The organism is Pleomorphomonas koreensis DSM 23070, assembly GCF_000425185.1.
In the GTDB taxonomy this organism is placed as follows: domain Bacteria; phylum Pseudomonadota; class Alphaproteobacteria; order Rhizobiales; family Pleomorphomonadaceae; genus Pleomorphomonas; species Pleomorphomonas koreensis.
Genome location: NZ_AULH01000007.1, coordinates 132,184 through 148,392, shown reverse-complemented (window position 1 = coordinate 148,392; position 16,209 = coordinate 132,184). Strand labels below are relative to the sequence as shown.

Sequence of the window (16,209 nt, the reverse complement as noted above, 5' to 3'; positions counted from 1 at the left end):
GGATCTCCCTAGCCGAGCTTCTCCAGCACCGCCGGCAGGCCGCGGAAATCGTCCATCACGAAATCGGCCTTGAGTTCGTCGGCGGGAACCTCGGTGTAGCCGTAGCGCACCAGCGCCACGCGGATGTCGGCCGACCGCGCCGAGGCAACGTCGTTGGCGCTGTCGCCGACGAACAGCAACTGCTCCTTCGGCAGGCCGAGCCGCTCGGCCACCAGCCACAGCATGTCGGGCGCCGGCTTGGCGGCGACGCCGCTGTCGCCGCCGACCACCACGTCGATCTCGGCGCCGATGCCGAGGCTGTCGACGATCTCACGCGACACCGCCGTCGGCTTGTTGGTGCAGACGGCCAGCCGGTAGCCGGCCCCGGACAGCTTGCCCACCATTTCCGCCACGTGCGGGTAGAGGCGGGTAAGGCGGGTGGCGCGCGGCTCGTAGAAGCCGAGATAGGTCTTGACCTGGGCGGCCAGCGCCTCGCCGGCCACGATGACGCCGTGCGCGTCGAAGGCCTTCTGCACCAGCACCGGCACGCCCTTGCCGACCATCGCCGACACGGCGCTCTCGGGGTGAGGGCCGAGGCCGTTCGCCGCCATCAGATCGTTCACTGCCTCGGTGAGGTCGGGCAGGCTGTCGACCAGCGTGCCGTCGAGGTCGAAGACCAGGGCGCGGATGGGATGGTTCATAGGCTGTCCCTCAGGGCTTGGATGTTGCGGCGGTAGTCGGCCTCGGTGCCGCCCTTGAACACCGACGTGCCGGCCACCAGCACGTCGGCGCCGGCGCGGGCGAGCAGGCCGGCGTTGGCGGTGGAGACGCCGCCGTCGATCTCGATGTGGATGGGCCGGTCGCCGGTGAGCGCCTTCACCTTCTTCACCTTCTCGACCACGGCCGGGATGAACGCCTGGCCGCCGAAGCCGGGGTTGACGGTCATCACCAGCACGAGGTCGATCTCGTCGAGCATGTATTCGAGGCCGCCGATGTCGGTGCCGGGGTTGAGCACCACGCCGGCCTTCTTGCCGAGCGAGCGGATCACCTGCAGCGAGCGGTGGACGTGCGGCCCGCCCTCGACATGCACGGAGATCAGGTCGGCGCCGGCCTCGGCGAAGGCGCCGATGAACGGATCGGCCGGCTCGATCATCAGGTGCACGTCGAACGGCAGTTTGGTGTGCGGCCGCATCGCTTTCACCACCGAGGGACCGAAGGTGATGTTGGGCACGAAATGGCCGTCCATGATGTCGATGTGGATCCAGTCGCCGCCGGCCGCCTCGACGGCGGCAAGCTCGGCGCCGAGGCGCGAGAAATCCGACGACAGCACGGACGGGGCGATCTTGACGGTCATGAAGGGGCGTTCCGGCGATGAGGTTCAGGGGTCGGAAATTCATAAAGCAAGACGCCGCCGAGCGCTAATGCCGATTCTCGACGCTGGCCAAAAAGCATGTGGCCGCCCGGACGTAATCGATCAAGCCAGCCGCCGGCCACGATGTCGTCGCTTTCGCCGCGCAACCAGGGCACCACCGCCGTTTTCCTCGGGACAACCGCCAAAACGGCGGCCGGCAAATGGAATCCGGCCAAGGCTTGCGGTAAGCTCCGGAAGACCCGGGAAGACCATTCGTGAGTCCGGAGAAAGAGACGGGACGCCGAGCATGCGCCACACCACCCTGAAGCAGCTGCGGTTCCTGTCGGCCGTCATCAAGACCGGGACCGTCACCGCCGCTTCGTCGGCGATGAACGTCACGCCGCCGGCCATCACCGCCCAGGTCAAGGCGCTGGAAGATCTGGTCGGCCTGCCGCTGCTCGAACGCGTCGGCGACCGCTTCATCGCCACCTCGGCCGGCCAGGAGATCGCCGGCACGCTCGACCGCATCGAGGCGCTGCTCAACGAATGCTCCGGCGCGCTGGCCGAGATGCGCGAGGCCGGCTCGGGCCGCGTCGCCGTCGGCGTCGTCTCCACCGCCCGCTATTTCGCGCCGACCGTGCTGGCCGCCTTCCGCAAGGAACGGCCGAAGGTGGACATCGACTTCATCGTCGGCAACCGCGACGAGACCATCCTCAGGCTCCGGAACTACGAGGTCGACCTCGCCGTCATGGGCCGGCCGCCGAGCGATTTCGACGTCGAGGCCAAGGCGATCGGCAAGCATCCGCAGGTGATCATCTGCGCGCCCGACCATCCGCTGGCCCGTGAGCGCAATATCCCCATCGAGGCGCTGATGGGCGAGACCTTCCTGGTGCGCGAGGCCAATTCCGGCACCCGCAACTCCTTCGCCCAGTTGATGAGCCAGCACGACGGCGGCCGCGACGTGCGCGAATTCGAGATGGGTTCCAACGAGACCATCAAGCAGGCGGTGATGGCCGGGCTCGGCATCTCCTTCATCTCCTCGCACACCGTCGCCGCCGAGGTCGAGGCCGGTCGTCTGGTGATCATGGACGTGGTCGGCCTGCCGCTGATCAAGACCTGGCACGTCGTCCGCCGCACCGACAAGCGGCTGCTGCCGTCGGCCGAGGCAATGTACCGCTTCTGGGTCGAGCATGGCGGCGACTACCTGCCGAAGATCAGCGGACGGGCCGACTAGCATCCGCCCAAAAGTCGCAGACTTTCTGGACAAGCGGATGCGCGAGGAAACGACTTGAGCCGGAGACTCCCATGACCGCCCTGCGTCCCTTCCGCGTGGTCGAAAGCCTCTGCGCCACCGGCAAGGAGTCGGAGGCGAAGAAGGAGGATCGGCTGGTCGTCACCGACGACTTCGCCGCGGTCATCGACGGCGCCACCTCCTCCGGCCCGATCGGCGGCCGGCCGGGCGGCATCGTCGCCGCCGAGGCGGTGGAAGCCGCCGTCAAGGCACTGCCACCCGACGCCATCGCCCGCGATTTCGTCGACCGCGCCACGGCGGCCGTCGCCGCGGCGATCGGCGCATGGCCGGACAAGACGGAGATGCGCCCCTCGGCGGTGGCCGCCGTCTGGTCGCGCGCCCGCAACGAGGTCTGGCGGGTCGGCGACTGCCACGTCCGCATCGACGACCGGGCCTATTACGGCGGCAAGGAGATCGACCGCATCGGCTATGAGTTCCGCTGCGCGGTGATCAGGGCGCGGCTCCGGCTCGGCCTCACCAGCCTCGACGCCGAACGGCGGGTGCCGACCATGGAGCAGCCGTTCCGGCCGCTGGTCATCGCCCAGCACGCCTTTCTCAACCTCGACAGCGACGATCCGCTCGCCTACGGCGGCCTTGCCGGCACGCCGGTGCCCGATCGTTTCATCGAGGTGATCCCGGCGGCTGGCGCCCGTGAGATCGTGCTGGCCAGCGACGGCTTCCTGTCGCCGCCGGCAACGCTGGCCGAGGGTCTCGCGGAGATCGCCCATGTCAGGGAGAACGACCCGCTGATGGTGGAGCTTGCCACCGGCTCGCGGCCGTTCATGCCGGGCCGCGACTATTTCGACGACACCACCTACCTCCGCATCGCCATCGGCTGAGGCTCGGGCTGAGGCTCAGGCACCCGGATGGCGCGCCGCATAGGCGGTGAGCATGGCCCAGGTCGCCTCGTGGTCGGCAAGGCGGAAATCGGCGCCTCTCGCCTTCAGGCCGATACCGATACCGAAGCCGCCGAGCCTGTGCGCCGCGGCGAAGCCGGACTCGTCGGGCACGTCGTCGCCGACATGCACCGGAACGCGGCCGAGGAAGGGCGTGTGCTCCATCAGGAAGGTGAGGCCGGAGCCCTTGTTCGCCCCTCGCGGCACCACGTCGATCGACACGCGGCCGGGGATCACCGACACGTGGCCGCTGGCGTGCCGCTCGGCCAGCGCCGCCACGCCGTCGGCCAGAGGGTCGCCCTCGTTGTAGACGATGGCCAGCGCGCCGATCTTCCACTGGATGTCCATGGTGGGATAGGCGTCGGCCACCGCCGAGGCGATGTCGTCGAGCGCTCGCCGCTCCTCGGGCGTCTGCACCGGCGTGAAGCGGCGGCCGTCGGGGAAGCGCCGGTCGGCGCCCTGCAAGGCGGCCACCGGCAGGATCAACGGCTTGAACATCGGATCGACCGTCTCGACCGAGCGGCCGCTGACGATGGCCATCGCCCCGCCGAGCCGGTCGTAAAGGCGGCCGAGGAAGGCGATGCGCTCGGCGGCGATGCCGCGCTCGCGGTCGGCATAGGTTGGGCCGATCAGCGTGCCGTCGACGTCGAGGAACAGCGCAAGACGATCGGGGGCGGGCAGACGGGCGGCGAGGTCGGTCGGGTCGATCAAGGGTACGGGCCTGCGGTCGGAAACAAGAAAGAGATTGCCGCTAAGACGAAAGTATCGTCCGCAGCATCCCTAGCCTCTACAGCCATCGCCGCGATCCGACAATGCCCCAAGCCTTGAATCGATATGAAAGCCGCCTTTTGGGGACGGTTTCTGAAATTCGCCCGGCGAGTCGGCTGGCTCGGCTTTCGAGCCCCGGAACGGGAGAAAGTGGCGCCAGACAGGCGCCGGAGGGAAATTTGCGGTCGATCGCTCAGACGGAGAGATCGTAGACCAGAATGCCCTCGAGCCCGCCGTCGGTCGCCGCCACGATCCGGTTGCCGACCTTCACGTGCTCGGGATGGATCAGGTAGGCGTCGCGCGCCGCCTCGTCGTCGAAGGTGACGACGAAGCCGTGGTGGAAGCCGCGGTCGAGCCCTTCCGGCGACACGTTCGGCCCGGCCTTGAAGTCGAGCATGCCGGGGATGATCGGCTTCAGCGCCGCCACGGCGCCATAGAGCTTCAGGACGTCGGCCGTCGTCGCCGCGGCCGGCATTTTCAGGAACACGCAATGCAGGATCATGGGTCAGTCCTCAGTCGGCAACGGGCGGCGGCGTACGGCCGCGCAACGGCCGTTCCTCGATGGCGGCAAGCAGCAGGAGCGATACGAACTGCGCCAGGGCGGCGGCGAAGAACAGGGCGCGGAAGGCGGCGACGGCGCCCTCCCGCGCCGCCGGCGCCAGCCCGCCGCCGCTGATGTGGTCGCCGATGCCGGCGCTGCCGAGGATGGCGCCCAGCACGGCGATGGCGACGACGGCGCCCAGCGAGCGGACGAAGGTGTAGGCGCCGGTGGCGGTGCCGAGATCGCGCGGATCGGCGGCGTTCTGCACCATGACGGTGGCCACCGGGAACAGCGCGCCCTGGCCGAAGCTGGTGACCACCGCCAGCGCCTCGATCACCCAGAAGGGCGCGTCGCCGGCAACGACGCCGACCGCCGCCAGCGCCAGCGCGGACAACAGGCTGCCGACGACCGGCAGCCGCTTGTAATGCGGCGCCTTGCGCAGGATGCGCGCCGAGATGTTGGAGCCGATCACCGAGCCGATCATCGGGCCGAGCAGCGCGATGCCGGCCGCCGAGGCGCCGAAGCCGTCGATCAGTTGCAGGTAGACCGGGAAATAGACCGACAGGCCGAACATGCCGGCGGCGGCCAGAAAGGAGACGGCCGAGGTCAGCGCGATCACCCGGTCGCCGAAGATGCGCGGCGGCAACAGCGGCTCGGCCGGCTGGAACTGGTACCAGGCGAAGAAGGCGAAGGCGGCGAGCGACAGCGCCAGCATGCCGAGGACGAGCGGCGAGGTCCAGGGATAGGAATGGCCGCCCAGCGTCAGCGGCAGCAGGAACAGCAGCGTCGCCGCCATGATCACCAGCGCGCCGGCGATGTCGAGCCGGTGGTCGCGGCGGATGTCCGGCAGGCGGGACAGCGGCTTCAGCGACAGGCCGACGGCCAGCGCGCCGAGCGGCAGGTTCAGCCAGAAGATCGCCGACCAGTGGACGTATTCGGCGAGGAGACCGCCGAGCACCGGCCCGGCGACGCTCGACGTCGCCCAGACGGCCGAGATGTACATCATGTACTTGCCGCGTTCGCGCGGCGGCGCCACGTCGCCGATGATGGTCTGGACGAGCGCCATCAGCCCGCCGCCGCCGAGGCCCTGCAAGGCGCGGCCGGCGATCAGCACGGCCATCGACGGCGCCGCTGCCGAGATCACCGATCCCGCCACGAAGATGCCGACGCCGGCGTAGAGCACCGGCCGCCGGCCCTTGAGGTCGGCGAGCTTGCCGTAGAGCGGCGTCACCGCCGTCGCCGTCAGGAAATAGGCCGAGACGATCCACGACACCCACTCGCCGCCGCCGAGCGAGGCGCCCATCACCGGCAGGGCCGGCGTGACGATGGTCTGGTCGAGCGCGGCGAGGAACATGCAAAGGAGGGCGGTGATGACGATCTTGGTCTTGTCGTCCTCGCCGAGCAGGTGAGCGGCGGATTGGGGCGTCGTGGTCATGGCATCGGTCCGGCGGATTCGCCGCCGCACCCTATCGATAGTCCGGCGCGAAAGCCAGCCGCCGCCTCTGCCGCCTTCCGTTCGCCATCCGAGCCTCTATACTCGGGGGCGATGAACCGGAGACCGCCGCGATGACAGCAGCCCCTCCCCGCACCGTCGATCTCAACGCCGACCTCGGCGAGGGCTTCGGCGTCTACCGCATCGGCGACGACGCGGCGCTTCTCGACGTCGTCACCTCGGCCAACGTCGCCTGCGGCCTGCACGCCGGCGATCCCGAGATCATGGTCGAGACCTTCCGCCACGCCAAGGCGCGCGGCGTCGCGGTCGGCGCCCACCCCGGCTTTCCCGACCTCTGGGGCTTCGGCCGCCGCGCCCTGCCCTATTCGGCCGGCGAGATCGAGCGGCTGATCGCCTACCAGATCGGCGCGGCGGCGGCGCTGTCGGCGCTCTCCGGCCACCCGATCAGATACGTGAAGCTGCATGGCGCGCTCGCCAACCTCGCCGTCGCCGACCCGGACGTCGCCGCCGCCAGCGTGCGGGCGATCAAGGGCGTCGACGCCGCGCTCGCCTGCCTCGCCATCGCCCACGGCGCGCAGGAGCGGCTGGCCCGCGAGGCCGGTCTTGCCACCTTCTCCGAGGTCTACGCCGACCGCGGCTATCGCGACGACGGCTCGCTGATGCCGCGTTCCCAGGCCGGCGCCTTCGTCCACGATCCGGCCGAGGCGGTGGAGCGGGCCTGCCGCATGGTGCGGACGGGCGAGATCGTCTCGGTGGCCGGCAAGGCGCTGCCGACATCGGTCGATTCCATCTGCGTCCACGGCGACAGCCCGACGGCGGTGGTGACGGCGCGCCTCCTGCGCGAGCGCCTTGCCGCCGAAGGCATCGCGCTGGCGCCCTTCGCCGGAGCCGCCTGATGGCCGGCACGCCGACCACCGGCCAGACGATCGTCGCCGGCCTCACCGGCACCTTCTACCGCTCGCCGTCGCCGGAGGCGCCGCCCTTCGTCGCGGTGGGCGATCTGGTGGAGGAAGGACAAACGGTCGGCCTCCTCGAAGCGATGAAGATGCTGACGCCGATCGAGGCCGACCACGCCGGCCGCGTCGCGGCGATCGCCGCGGAGGACGGCGCGCTGGTGACGCGCGGCACGGTGCTCTACCGCCTTGCCGGCCCGGAGGACGCGGCGCCCGAACCGCCGCCAGCCGCACAGCTGGCGGCCGAACCGCCGCCGCCCTTCGTCGCCGCGCCATCGCCCGGCCGCGTCAGGCTTTGCCATCCGCTCGACGCCGCGCCGCGCTTTTCCGAGGGCGACCGCGTCGGCAAGGGCGACACCGTCGCCTTCGTCGAGGCCAACGGCCTGCTGCTGCCGGCGATCGCCGCCGCCGACCTGACGCTCGGCCGGCGTCTCGTCGACGATGGCGCGCCGGTCGGCTGGGGAACGCCGCTCTACGAGGCGCGATAGAGCGCCGCCGCCGACCTCAGCCGGTCGAGCCAGTCGGCCGTCTCCCTGAGCGCCGCCACCGCCTCGTCGCGGCTCGCGAGCGCAAAGCGCAGCCGGTCGCCGGGCATCGCCTGCCCCAGCCGCCAGAGGTCGGCCTCGATCACCGTGGCGATCTTCGGATAGCCGCCGCAGGTGTTGGCCTCGGCAAGCTGGACGATCGGCCGGCCGGACGGCGGCACCTGCACCGTGCCCGGCACGATGCCGTGCGACATCAGCTCGCGCCGCCGCGCGCGGACAAGCTCCGGCCCGTCGAGCCGGCAGCCCTGCCGGTCGGCCTCGGCGGTCACCTGCCAATCGGCAGCAACGAACAGCCGCCGCGCGTCCTCGGAGAATTCCGGCCACTCGGCGGCCGGCAGCAGGCGCAGCGGCCGGCCGGCGTCGCTCCGTCCGGGCGGCGGCAGCGCGCCGATGCCGCCCTCGGGCAGCCGGCCCGGCAGTCGCGGCCCGAGCGGCAGCAGGTCGCCGCGCCTGAGACCCCGGCCCTCGTGGCCGCCGTAGCCGCTCTTCAGCTCGGTCGCCCTCGCCCCGAGCAGCAGCGGCGCGTCGATGCCGCCGCTCACCGCCACATAGACGCGGGCGCCCAGCGTCGGCGGGGCGATGGTCAGCTCGTCGCCGGCCCGCGCCTCGGTCGCCCACCAGGGCGGCAGGCGGCGGCCGGAGAGCCGCGTCTCGGCGAGCGCGCCGGTGACGGCCACCGCCGCGCCCGCCTGGAACCGCAGGCGGAACGGGAAGGCCGCCACCTCGATCGCCGCCGCGCCGGCATCGTTGCCGAGAAGCGCGTTGGCGGCGTCGAGCGCCGGACGATCCATGGCGCCGGAGCGCGACACGCCGCTGGCCAGAGAGCCGCGACGGCCACGGTCCTGCACCGAATTGAGCGCGCCGGACGACAGGATCTCGATCATCGCTCGACACCGGCGACGACGAAACGCACCACGTCGCCGGCCGCCAGCGTTGCCGGCCGGACGCGATGGGGGTCGAACAGCGTGAAATCGGTATGCCCGAGGATATGCCAGCCGGACGGCGCGGTGATCGGCATGATGCCGGCCTGACCACCGCCGACGATCACCGCCCCCTTGGGCACACCGGCGCGCGGCACCGCCCGGCGCGGCGCCGACAGCGCCGGATCGAGGCCCGAGAGATAGGGAAAGCCGGGCATGGCGCCGATCGCCGCCACCCGGTAGACGGCGCCGGCGTGCCGGCCGATCACCTCGTCGACGGCGAGACCAAGGCCGGCGGCGAAATCGGTGAGATCCGGCCCGCCATAGACGACATCGATGCGATGCTCGCAGCCGGCGCGCGCCGTGGCGACCGCGGTCCGCCAGCCGTCGACGAGGCGGCGCGTGATTTCGCCGGCCTCGACGGCCAGCGGATCGAAGGCGACCATCAGGTTGTTCATGCCGGGCACCACGTCCTCGATGCCGTCGGCGCCGGAGAGGCTGTCGGCGAGCGCCAGCAGCCGCGCTTGCCGGTCCTCGTCGAAGGCGCCGGCGGCGACGTCGAGGAGCAGCGCGCCGGCGCCCGCCTCGGAGAGGATGAAATCGTCGGCCAACCGTTCCCCCTGTCCTGTCAGGCGATTATCGGCGGCCAATGCCCGCCGTGCAAGGGAGCCACGCGGCAATGCGATTGGTCGGCGGCCGGCGAAAGCCTATAACGTTACCGATAACCGGCCGCCAGACGCCGGCGGACTGCCAAGGACCGTGATCAATGACCCCTGAGACCCAAGCCCGCCTCGCCGCGCTGCGAGAGCGGATGGTCGCCACCGACACCGACCTCGTCGCCCTCGCGCCGGGCTCGCACATGCAATGGCTGCTCGGCTACGCGCCGGCCTCCGACGAGCGGCCGTGCCTGCTGCTGATATCGCCGGGTGGCACCACCTTCCTGATGCCTGAAGTCAATGCCGACGACGTGCGCCAACATACCGACATCGATTTCGTCCCTTGGGCCGACGACGTCGGGCCGCACGTGGCGCTCTGCCAGGCGCTCAGCGCCATCGGCGCCAGTGCGCCCGACCGCGTCGCCATCGACGAGACCATGCGCGCCGACTTCGCGCTGCTGGTGCTCGACGCCCTGCCCTCCGACGTGCTGCGCACCTTTACCGCCGACACGCTCGGCGGGCTGCGCATGAAGAAGGACGAGCGCGAGTACGGCCTCCTCAAGATGAACGCCGGCATCGCCGACCGGGCGATCGAGGCGGCCCTCGCCGCCCTCAAGCCCGGCATGACCGAGAACGAGCTTGCCGCCGTCATCCGCAACCAGTTCCTGAAAGAAGGCGCGGCGCCGAGCTTCTGGGTGGTCGGCAGCGGCCCCAACGGCGCCTTCCCGCACCATCACGCTTCCGACCGCCATATCGTCGAGGGCGATGCGGTGGTGATCGACGTCGGCGGCGTCAAGTCCGGCTTCCCGAGCGACATCACTCGCGTCGCGGTGGTCGGCCGGCCGCCGGAGGGCTTCGTCGAGGTGCACGCCGTCGTCGAGCGGGCGGTCGAGGCGGCGCTTGCCGCCGCCAGGCCCGGCGTGCTGGCCCGCGAGGTCGACGCCGCCGCCCGCGCGGTGATCGCCGATGCCGGCTACGGCAAGGCGTTCACCCATCGCACCGGCCACGGCATGGGCATCGACGGCCACGAGCCGCCTTATATTACCGCCACGTCCGAGACCGTGCTCGAGGAAGGCATGGTGTTCTCGATCGAGCCGGGCATCTATCTCGCCGGCCGCTACGGCTGCCGCCTTGAGGAGATCGTCATCCTCCGGGCCGATGGCCCGGAGATCCTGTCGGGCCTTTCCCGCGACATCCTCGTCGCCGGGAGCTGAGCGCCTCACCCCTTGCCCGCCACCTTCTCGCTGAGCACGCGGTTGGGCGACACCCTGCCGGCTTCCTCCTCGGCGATATTGCCCATGGTCGTCTCGGCGATGGCCAGCAGCGCCTCCTCGGTGAAGAAGGCCTGATGGCCGGTGATCAGCACGTTGGGGAAGGTCAAGAGGCGCTGGAACACGTCGTCCTGGATGATCTCGCTCGACAGGTCCTCGAAGAACAGGTCGGCCTCCTGCTCGTAGACGTCAAGGGCGACACCGCCGATGCGGCCGCTCTTCAGGCCGCCGATCACCGCCTCGGCGTCGATCAGCGCGCCGCGCGAGGTGTTGATCAGCAGGAAACCGTGACGGGCGCGGGCGATCGCCGCCTCGTCGATCAGGTAGTGCGTTTCCGGCGTCAGCGGGCAATGCAGGCTGATGACGTCCGACCGCTCGATCAGCTCGTCGCGCCCGACGTAGGTGACGCCAATCGCCTTGAGGTCGTCGACCTCGTAGCGGTCGTGGGCCAGCACCTCGCAGCCGAAACCGAGGCGATAGGCCCGCGCCACCAGCGCGCCAATGCGGCCGGTGCCGACCACGCCCACCGTGCGGCCGTAGAGATCGTGGCCAAGCAGGCCCTCCAGGGCGAAATTGTTTTCACGGACGCGCGCCCAGGCGCGATGGATGCGCCGGTCGAGCGCCAGCAGCAGGCCGACCGAGAATTCGGCGACGGCGTGCGGCGAATAGGCCGGCACGCGCAGCACGACAAGGCCCGCCTCCGCGGCGGCGTCGAGGGCGACGTTGTTGAAGCCGGCCGCCCTCAGCGCCACGATGCGCGTGCCGCCGGCGGCCAGTGCCGCCATCACCTCGGCGTCGAGCGTATCGTTGACGAAGGCGCAGATGGCCGGGAAGCCCTCGGCCAGCCGCACCGTCGTATGGTCGAGCCGTGGCTCGAAGAAGGTCAGCTCGTGGCCGTGCATGGCGGCAGCGCGGCTCAGGAAGGTGCGGTCGTAGGGCTTGGTGCTGAAGACGGCAACGCGCATCGGGATCTCCGGATGGATGGTCTGGCGGCGACAGTATCAGGCGCCGGACCCAAGAAAAGAGGGCAGACGCGATCCGGCGTCTGCGGCGAAAGTTGGACCGCGCCCATCAGCACGAATCCCTGCTGGCCGGCCGGAGCGAAGGATGCGACATTGCCGCCATGCGTTTCCTCGCCGGCCTCCGCCTGCTTCTCGTCGCCCTCGCGCTGATCGGCCTGATCGGCGGACGCGGTGCCGTGTTCTCCGTCACCACCGCGCACGCGGCGATGGCGGCCGCCGACCTGAAGCACGATTGCTGCGGCAAGACGTCATCCGCCCCCATCGAGAAGGCCGGCACTTGCCTCGGCGCCGGCTGCCCCATGGCCGCGCCCGCCCTGCCGGCCGCGGCTCCGGTCCTTGAAACCGATTCCGGGCGCCCCGCCGACACGCCGCTCGTCGTCCTCGAACTCGACGGCCGGTCGCCGGCGCCGCCGCTCGAACCGCCGCGCGCCTGAGCGACCGCCATCATCCCTTTTCTTTCCGCGACCGCCGGCGCCCTGCGATGCGCCGCGATCGGACACAAGACACCAGACACAGGCAAAATCATGAAATTCCGTATTCTCGCTCCCCTTATCCTCGCCGCGTCCACCTCGCTCGCCATGGCTGGCCAGCCGGTCGAGGTACTGCTCAACGAAGGCTGCATGTGCTGCCACGAGTGGATCGCCCACATGCAGGCGGCCGGCTACACCGCCCATGCCACCGAGATGGACTACAATGCCCTCGCCTCGCGCAAGACGGCGCTCGGCATCCCCGGAGACGCCGTCTCCTGCCACACCGCGCTGGTCGGCGGCTACGCCATCGAAGGCCACGTGCCGGCGGCGCTGGTCGACCGCCTGCTGGCCGAGAGACCTGATGCCGTCGGCCTCGCGGCGCCCGGCATGCCGCTCGGCTCGCCCGGCATGGGCGCCGACGCCGATGCCGAGCCGTTCGACGTGCTGCTGATCAGGAAGAACGGCAGCACCGAGGTGTTCGCCACCGTCCAGCCCGACAAGGGCTAATCATCGGGGCTGATCATCGGGGCTGACGATCGGGCGCCCGGAGTTCCGAACCTGTCGGGTTCCGGGCGCCTATCGCTGCGCCAGCTTGGCGATGCGCGCCGACATCTCGGAGATTTCCTTGGTCTGCGCCTCGATGATCGCCTCGGCCATCTTTCGGCTGTCGGCGTCGGTGCCGTATTTGAGTTCGATCCGCGCCATGTCGATCGCCGCCTGATGATGGGCGAGCATGCCGCAATTGAAGGCAAGGTCGGCATCGGCGATGCCGGCCGCCGCCATCATCGGCCCGTGCATGCGGTTGATCGCCTGCATGGTCTCGGTCTGCGCGGCGGCGGTGGTGCCGGCCTCGCCGGCGTTCGAGACTTGCGCTTCCGAAGCGGCACGCGGCGCCCCGGCCATGTCTTCGTGGGGGTCGTCGGAGCCGGGCATCGCCTGCTCGGGCGGCACGATGGCGGCACGGCAGGCCTGCGGCAGGATGGACAGGTCGGTTTGCGCCGCCTCCTGGGCGACGGCGCCGGTGGCCGGTCCGATGAGGGCCATGGCAAAGAGGATCGGGCGTATCCGCATCGTAAGTCTCCCGTGGCTGGAGCGCGGCTCATCCGGCTCGGCATGCCGGCGATGCCGCCAAGGGCATAACGCCGACGGCCCCGTCCGGGTTCGCCACCGATGTCCGAAACCGGCCATGGCGAAAGGCCCATGGAGCAATCGGCGCGGAACAAACCGCCATCAGGACGGTTGACCCAAGAATTCCAAACCCAAGCTCTGGAGGCTGCCATGCACACCGAAGCGATGATCCGCTCTCATCCCGCCCTGAACGGCACCGTCGATAACGATCTGCTCCATTGCATCGAGGCCTGTCTCGATTGCGCGCAGACCTGCACGTCCTGCGCCGACGCCTGCCTCGGCGAGCAAAACGTCGACGACCTGCGTCAATGCATCCGTCTCAACCTCGACTGCGCCGACCTCTGCCTGGCGACAGCCACGATCGCCTCGCGGCGCACCGGCTCCAACGGCGAGGTGCTGAGGGCGGTCATCCTCGCCTGCCGCGACGCCTGCCGGGCCTGCGCCGCCGAATGCGGCCGTCACGCCACCATGCACGAGCATTGCCGCGTCTGCGCCGATGCCTGCCGCCACTGCGAAGACGCCTGCGCCACCGCCGCCGACGGCATCAAGTCGTCGCTGCAATGACCAGCTCCCAGGGAGCCGCTTCAACGATTTGCGTATTAGGGAAAAGTGGTGGGCGCGTACGGGATCGAACCGTAGACCCGCTGATTAAGAGTTATTGCGAACTTTATATAAATCAATCACTTCTGTGAAGCCCAATACATTCTAGCTCACGATGCCGCAAATTGCATCCAGAAAGCATTCGGCGTCGGATTGACGCTCGGGAAACAACGTCCCCGTTACTTTCCGCGCGAGCCATCCCGCTCCATCGCCTGACGCATGTACCGGAGGTCCGTCTTGATCTCGGCGATGTCCTGAAGCACCAGCGACGTGGCGGCGCGGGCGCCCTTGCTGTCGGCCTCGATATCACCAAGCCGCCGGTCGTGATCGCCAACCTTCGCCTCAACGCCCGTGATCGACGTTTGCAGCGCCGTCCACCCGCCGGCCATCGCCATGGCCAGCGTCACCAGGGCGATGACGGTCGACAGCGAGATTTCTTTCCGGAGATCCGGCATCACTTCCACCCGCACTTCTTGCCGCCAAAATCGTTGTGCCCGGCGATCGCCTCGGCCGCCGGCCGGTCGTTGCCGACGAGGTAGACGGCCGACGCCGGCTTGAGCGGGATCGGCCGCCAGCCGTCGCACGTGCTACCGGCCGACGCGCAGGCCCCGACAGTCGCCGTCGCCACCAAGGCGCAGGCACAGCGCCACATCGTCATCCGTCCGTACCGCATCGTCGATAGCGCTCCTGTCGCGCAGGTTGGTCATGGACGCCCGATCCTGTTTTGCCCTCTCGCTGTCCCGGCCGGCGTCGAAGATCGCCCACACGGCCAGCAGCAGGATGACGGCGGCGATGCCGGCTAGTACCAGGCGCCAGTTGGCGCGAAGGAAGGTGAGGGCGGAGAGCGCGGTAGTCATTCCGGCACCTCTGGCCGCAATCGAAGTCTGCGATCAATTTCGGCTGCGATAAGCGCGCCCGCCTTCTCCAAGTCGCGGATGGGGTCGTCTGAGGGCTTCCACCATGACTTTCCCCACGGCCACCAGCGCATCGGCCCTACGCGGCCTTCGACATGAGGAAAGATGGCATGGAAGATGTAAGAGAGAGCGGCCATGGCCATCTCTCCCTTGCTGTGTGCGTCATCATGTTCAGGGGTCCACCCCTCAACCTTGATGTGCCGCATCCTCTCTACCGCTATGGAACAACAAAACGCAGCTTTTAGATCGTCTCTTTCGCGCTCGACCTCGGCAAGTTTGCGCTTAGCCTTGGCAAGTTCTTGCTCTAGATAAAAGGCGCCTTCGGCATTAACAGCAGCTAAGCTAGGCATCACACGCCCCCTACCGTCCGCCGGCTTCTGATCCACCCCGCCGCAGCCCAGACCAGCCCGCCGATGATCAGCAGGCCGCCGGCCACGTAGAGCGCCGCCGTGGCGTAGCCCGCGAGGTCGGACAGCGACGCCAGCGATTGCAGCTTGTCGGCCGTCTGGTTGAGCTGGTCGACGTAGGGCTGCACCTGTTTGGCCGCCTCGAGCGCCAGGACGCCCGTGCCGGCCGAGGTGCCACCCTGCCGCGCCTCGGCCGTCTGGAGCGGCCCGACGACGCCGAGCTGCTCGTCCGGCGCCACGCGATAGGCGGCGAGCGCCTGCATGGTCTCGGGGCCGGCGACGCCATCGGCGGCGAGGCCGGATTTGCGCTGGAACACCAGCACGGCCGCCTTGGTGGTCGGCCCGAAATCGCCGTCCACCTTGACGGCGGCGCCGGTGCGGTTGAGCAGCGCTTGCAGTTCGCGCACCTTGGCGCCCTTCATGCCCATGCGCAGCATGTTCGCGGCGCCGGCCGTCTTCACCTCGCCGCCGAACTCCTTCGCCAGCCGCTCGATGTCGCGGGCGTAGGAGGCCGGCGTCTTCGGCCCGTTGTAGCCGCGCGAGAAGCCGAGCGCGTCGCCGCGCCGCAGCTCGTCGAGCAAGGCAAATTCCTTGATGTAGCGCATCATCAGGTCGACCTGCCCGTACAGGCCGGAGCACGCCGTCTTGACGAGGTCGGCGACGGACGCGAAGCCGAGCCGCTTCCAGTGCGCGCCCATGACCTGGCCGACGCCCCAGCTCATGCTTTCATGGGCTGCATCGGTGTCGATGCCGCAGGCCGGTTCCACCAGCTTGTACCAACGATCGGCCTGTTCCCTCGGGTTCTTGATGCCGCCGGCCTTCGGCGACGCCAGCTTCTTGGCGACGGCGGCGGCGAGCTTGTCGCCCTTGAGCCGCTGATAGAAGTAGTGCCCTTCCCAACGGATCAGCGGCAGCTTGTTGCCGTTGGCGGTCGCGAACACCTCTCCGTTGCTTTCCTTGGCGATGATGGCCGCGATCCACGCCGCCGGCGCGTCGTAGGCGACGGCCATGGCCTGCGCGACGTTGAAAACCTGCATGTCCATG

The 16,209-nt window shown here is 69.6% G+C and carries 22 protein-coding genes; 8 read left to right on the top strand and 14 right to left on the bottom strand.

Going from position 1 to position 16,209, the window contains the following annotated elements:
* Positions 1–8: 8 nt before the first annotated feature.
* The 3 genes from gph to H512_RS26880 are packed head-to-tail and all read right to left on the bottom strand — an operon-like array spanning position 9 to position 1,566.
* On the bottom strand, positions 9–680 hold the full coding sequence (gph, locus tag H512_RS0105935) for a phosphoglycolate phosphatase (protein WP_026782680.1): 672 nt from the start codon (positions 678–680) through the stop codon (positions 9–11).
* Positions 677–1,333 (bottom strand): ribulose-phosphate 3-epimerase, encoded by a 657-nt coding sequence (gene rpe / locus H512_RS0105930; protein ID WP_026782679.1) that lies wholly within the window; start codon positions 1,331–1,333, stop codon positions 677–679. The genes gph and rpe overlap by 4 nt, the downstream gene beginning before the upstream one ends.
* Positions 1,330–1,566 (bottom strand): hypothetical protein, encoded by a 237-nt coding sequence (locus H512_RS26880; protein WP_156899395.1) that lies wholly within the window; start codon positions 1,564–1,566, stop codon positions 1,330–1,332. The genes rpe and H512_RS26880 overlap by 4 nt, the downstream gene beginning before the upstream one ends.
* Positions 1,567–1,637: 71 nt before the next feature.
* Between H512_RS26880 and H512_RS0105920 the strand changes: the two genes are divergently transcribed.
* The gene (locus H512_RS0105920; protein ID WP_026782678.1) at positions 1,638–2,564 is read left to right on the top strand and encodes a LysR substrate-binding domain-containing protein; all 927 of its coding nucleotides are present in this window, start codon (positions 1,638–1,640) and stop codon (positions 2,562–2,564) included.
* Positions 2,565–2,635: 71 nt separating this feature from the next.
* On the top strand, positions 2,636–3,460 hold the full coding sequence (locus tag H512_RS0105915; RefSeq protein WP_026782677.1) for a hypothetical protein: 825 nt from the start codon (positions 2,636–2,638) through the stop codon (positions 3,458–3,460).
* A gap of 15 nt (positions 3,461–3,475) precedes the next feature.
* Here the strand turns inward: H512_RS0105915 and otsB are convergent, their stop codons facing one another.
* The 3 genes from otsB to H512_RS0105900 form a co-directional block, all read right to left on the bottom strand.
* On the bottom strand, positions 3,476–4,228 hold the full coding sequence (gene otsB / locus H512_RS22745; protein ID WP_053239607.1) for a trehalose-phosphatase: 753 nt from the start codon (positions 4,226–4,228) through the stop codon (positions 3,476–3,478).
* 250 nt (positions 4,229–4,478) lie between these two features.
* Positions 4,479–4,787 carry a Dabb family protein gene (locus H512_RS0105905; RefSeq protein WP_026782676.1) on the bottom strand — a complete coding sequence of 103 codons (309 nt, stop codon included), beginning with the start codon at positions 4,785–4,787 and terminating at the stop codon, positions 4,479–4,481.
* Between the two features lie 10 nt (positions 4,788–4,797).
* Positions 4,798–6,261, bottom strand: a complete 1,464-nt coding sequence (locus H512_RS0105900; RefSeq protein WP_036790235.1) for an MDR family MFS transporter — start codon at positions 6,259–6,261, stop codon at positions 4,798–4,800.
* Between the two features lie 131 nt (positions 6,262–6,392).
* On the opposite strand from H512_RS0105900, the gene H512_RS0105895 reads away from it, so the two are divergent.
* Entirely contained in the window at positions 6,393–7,175 is a 783-nt protein-coding gene (locus H512_RS0105895; protein ID WP_026782674.1) for a LamB/YcsF family protein, read from the top strand.
* Positions 7,175–7,720: a biotin/lipoyl-containing protein gene (locus tag H512_RS27445; protein ID WP_053239606.1), complete on the top strand. Its 546-nt coding sequence runs from the start codon at positions 7,175–7,177 to the stop codon at positions 7,718–7,720. The genes H512_RS0105895 and H512_RS27445 overlap by 1 nt, the downstream gene beginning before the upstream one ends.
* On the opposite strand, the gene H512_RS0105885 is transcribed toward H512_RS27445, so the two are convergent.
* Both H512_RS0105885 and pxpB read right to left on the bottom strand, forming a co-directional pair.
* Complete coding sequence (locus H512_RS0105885) at positions 7,705–8,661, bottom strand: 5-oxoprolinase subunit C family protein (RefSeq protein WP_026782673.1); 957 nt, start codon at positions 8,659–8,661, stop codon at positions 7,705–7,707. The two genes, H512_RS27445 and H512_RS0105885, sit on opposite strands and share 16 nt — an antisense overlap.
* Complete coding sequence (gene pxpB / locus H512_RS0105880; RefSeq protein WP_156899393.1) at positions 8,658–9,308, bottom strand: 5-oxoprolinase subunit PxpB; 651 nt, start codon at positions 9,306–9,308, stop codon at positions 8,658–8,660. The genes H512_RS0105885 and pxpB overlap by 4 nt, the downstream gene beginning before the upstream one ends.
* Before the next feature lie 155 nt (positions 9,309–9,463).
* Between pxpB and H512_RS0105875 the strand changes: the two genes are divergently transcribed.
* Positions 9,464–10,567, top strand: a complete 1,104-nt coding sequence (locus tag H512_RS0105875) for a M24 family metallopeptidase (protein ID WP_026782671.1) — start codon at positions 9,464–9,466, stop codon at positions 10,565–10,567.
* 5 nt (positions 10,568–10,572) lie between these two features.
* Here the strand turns inward: H512_RS0105875 and H512_RS0105870 are convergent, their stop codons facing one another.
* Positions 10,573–11,589, bottom strand: a complete 1,017-nt coding sequence (locus H512_RS0105870) for a 2-hydroxyacid dehydrogenase (RefSeq protein ID WP_026782670.1) — start codon at positions 11,587–11,589, stop codon at positions 10,573–10,575.
* A 158-nt stretch (positions 11,590–11,747) separates the two neighbouring features.
* Here H512_RS0105870 and H512_RS0105865 point away from each other — a divergent pair, with 158 nt between their 5' ends.
* Together H512_RS0105865 and H512_RS0105860 are read left to right on the top strand one after the other, a co-directional pair.
* Entirely contained in the window at positions 11,748–12,080 is a 333-nt protein-coding gene (locus tag H512_RS0105865) for a hypothetical protein (RefSeq protein ID WP_156899391.1), read from the top strand.
* Positions 12,081–12,170: 90 nt separating this feature from the next.
* Positions 12,171–12,623 carry a DUF411 domain-containing protein gene (locus tag H512_RS0105860; protein ID WP_026782668.1) on the top strand — a complete coding sequence of 151 codons (453 nt, stop codon included), beginning with the start codon at positions 12,171–12,173 and terminating at the stop codon, positions 12,621–12,623.
* Between the two features lie 69 nt (positions 12,624–12,692).
* Here H512_RS0105860 and H512_RS0105855 read toward each other — a convergent pair whose 3' ends face one another.
* The gene (locus H512_RS0105855) at positions 12,693–13,187 is read right to left on the bottom strand and encodes a DUF305 domain-containing protein (protein ID WP_053239605.1); all 495 of its coding nucleotides are present in this window, start codon (positions 13,185–13,187) and stop codon (positions 12,693–12,695) included.
* 207 nt (positions 13,188–13,394) lie between these two features.
* On the opposite strand from H512_RS0105855, the gene H512_RS0105850 reads away from it, so the two are divergent.
* Positions 13,395–13,808, top strand: coding sequence for a four-helix bundle copper-binding protein (locus H512_RS0105850; RefSeq protein ID WP_210162665.1), 414 nt, complete (start codon positions 13,395–13,397; stop codon positions 13,806–13,808).
* Between the two features lie 215 nt (positions 13,809–14,023).
* Here H512_RS0105850 and H512_RS0105845 read toward each other — a convergent pair whose 3' ends face one another.
* From H512_RS0105845 to H512_RS25630, 4 genes are all read right to left on the bottom strand, one after another.
* Positions 14,024–14,299, bottom strand: coding sequence for a hypothetical protein (locus H512_RS0105845; protein WP_026782665.1), 276 nt, complete (start codon positions 14,297–14,299; stop codon positions 14,024–14,026).
* Positions 14,300–14,431: 132 nt separating this feature from the next.
* Entirely contained in the window at positions 14,432–14,701 is a 270-nt protein-coding gene (locus tag H512_RS0105835; protein ID WP_026782664.1) for a hypothetical protein, read from the bottom strand.
* Complete coding sequence (locus tag H512_RS27595) at positions 14,698–15,108, bottom strand: hypothetical protein (protein ID WP_210162664.1); 411 nt, start codon at positions 15,106–15,108, stop codon at positions 14,698–14,700. The genes H512_RS0105835 and H512_RS27595 overlap by 4 nt, the downstream gene beginning before the upstream one ends.
* Positions 15,108–16,208 carry an N-acetylmuramidase domain-containing protein gene (locus tag H512_RS25630; RefSeq protein WP_053239604.1) on the bottom strand — a complete coding sequence of 367 codons (1,101 nt, stop codon included), beginning with the start codon at positions 16,206–16,208 and terminating at the stop codon, positions 15,108–15,110. Before H512_RS25630 ends, H512_RS27595 begins: the two co-directional genes overlap by 1 nt.
* Position 16,209 lies beyond the last annotated feature (1 nt).

Excerpts from the sequence above, each read along its gene's own strand:
- gph (WP_026782680.1), bottom strand. The coding sequence starts at position 680 with ATGAACCATCCCATCCGCGCCCTGGTCTTCGACCTCGACGGCACGCTG.
- rpe (WP_026782679.1), bottom strand. The coding sequence starts at position 1,333 with ATGACCGTCAAGATCGCCCCGTCCGTGCTGTCGTCGGATTTCTCGCGC.
- H512_RS0105920 (WP_026782678.1), top strand. The coding sequence starts at position 1,638 with ATGCGCCACACCACCCTGAAGCAGCTGCGGTTCCTGTCGGCCGTCATC.
- H512_RS0105915 (WP_026782677.1), top strand. The coding sequence starts at position 2,636 with ATGACCGCCCTGCGTCCCTTCCGCGTGGTCGAAAGCCTCTGCGCCACC.
- H512_RS0105905 (WP_026782676.1), bottom strand. The coding sequence starts at position 4,787 with ATGATCCTGCATTGCGTGTTCCTGAAAATGCCGGCCGCGGCGACGACG.
- H512_RS0105900 (WP_036790235.1), bottom strand. The coding sequence starts at position 6,261 with ATGACCACGACGCCCCAATCCGCCGCTCACCTGCTCGGCGAGGACGAC.
- H512_RS0105895 (WP_026782674.1), top strand. The coding sequence starts at position 6,393 with ATGACAGCAGCCCCTCCCCGCACCGTCGATCTCAACGCCGACCTCGGC.
- H512_RS27445 (WP_053239606.1), top strand. The coding sequence starts at position 7,175 with ATGGCCGGCACGCCGACCACCGGCCAGACGATCGTCGCCGGCCTCACC.
- H512_RS0105885 (WP_026782673.1), bottom strand. The coding sequence starts at position 8,661 with ATGATCGAGATCCTGTCGTCCGGCGCGCTCAATTCGGTGCAGGACCGT.
- H512_RS0105875 (WP_026782671.1), top strand. The coding sequence starts at position 9,464 with ATGACCCCTGAGACCCAAGCCCGCCTCGCCGCGCTGCGAGAGCGGATG.
- H512_RS0105870 (WP_026782670.1), bottom strand. The coding sequence starts at position 11,589 with ATGCGCGTTGCCGTCTTCAGCACCAAGCCCTACGACCGCACCTTCCTG.
- H512_RS0105865 (WP_156899391.1), top strand. The coding sequence starts at position 11,748 with ATGCGTTTCCTCGCCGGCCTCCGCCTGCTTCTCGTCGCCCTCGCGCTG.
- H512_RS0105860 (WP_026782668.1), top strand. The coding sequence starts at position 12,171 with ATGAAATTCCGTATTCTCGCTCCCCTTATCCTCGCCGCGTCCACCTCG.
- H512_RS0105855 (WP_053239605.1), bottom strand. The coding sequence starts at position 13,187 with ATGCGGATACGCCCGATCCTCTTTGCCATGGCCCTCATCGGACCGGCC.
- H512_RS0105850 (WP_210162665.1), top strand. The coding sequence starts at position 13,395 with ATGCACACCGAAGCGATGATCCGCTCTCATCCCGCCCTGAACGGCACC.
- H512_RS0105845 (WP_026782665.1), bottom strand. The coding sequence starts at position 14,299 with ATGCCGGATCTCCGGAAAGAAATCTCGCTGTCGACCGTCATCGCCCTG.
- H512_RS0105835 (WP_026782664.1), bottom strand. The coding sequence starts at position 14,701 with ATGACTACCGCGCTCTCCGCCCTCACCTTCCTTCGCGCCAACTGGCGC.
- H512_RS27595 (WP_210162664.1), bottom strand. The coding sequence starts at position 15,108 with ATGCCTAGCTTAGCTGCTGTTAATGCCGAAGGCGCCTTTTATCTAGAG.
- H512_RS25630 (WP_053239604.1), bottom strand. The coding sequence starts at position 16,208 with ATGGACATGCAGGTTTTCAACGTCGCGCAGGCCATGGCCGTCGCCTAC.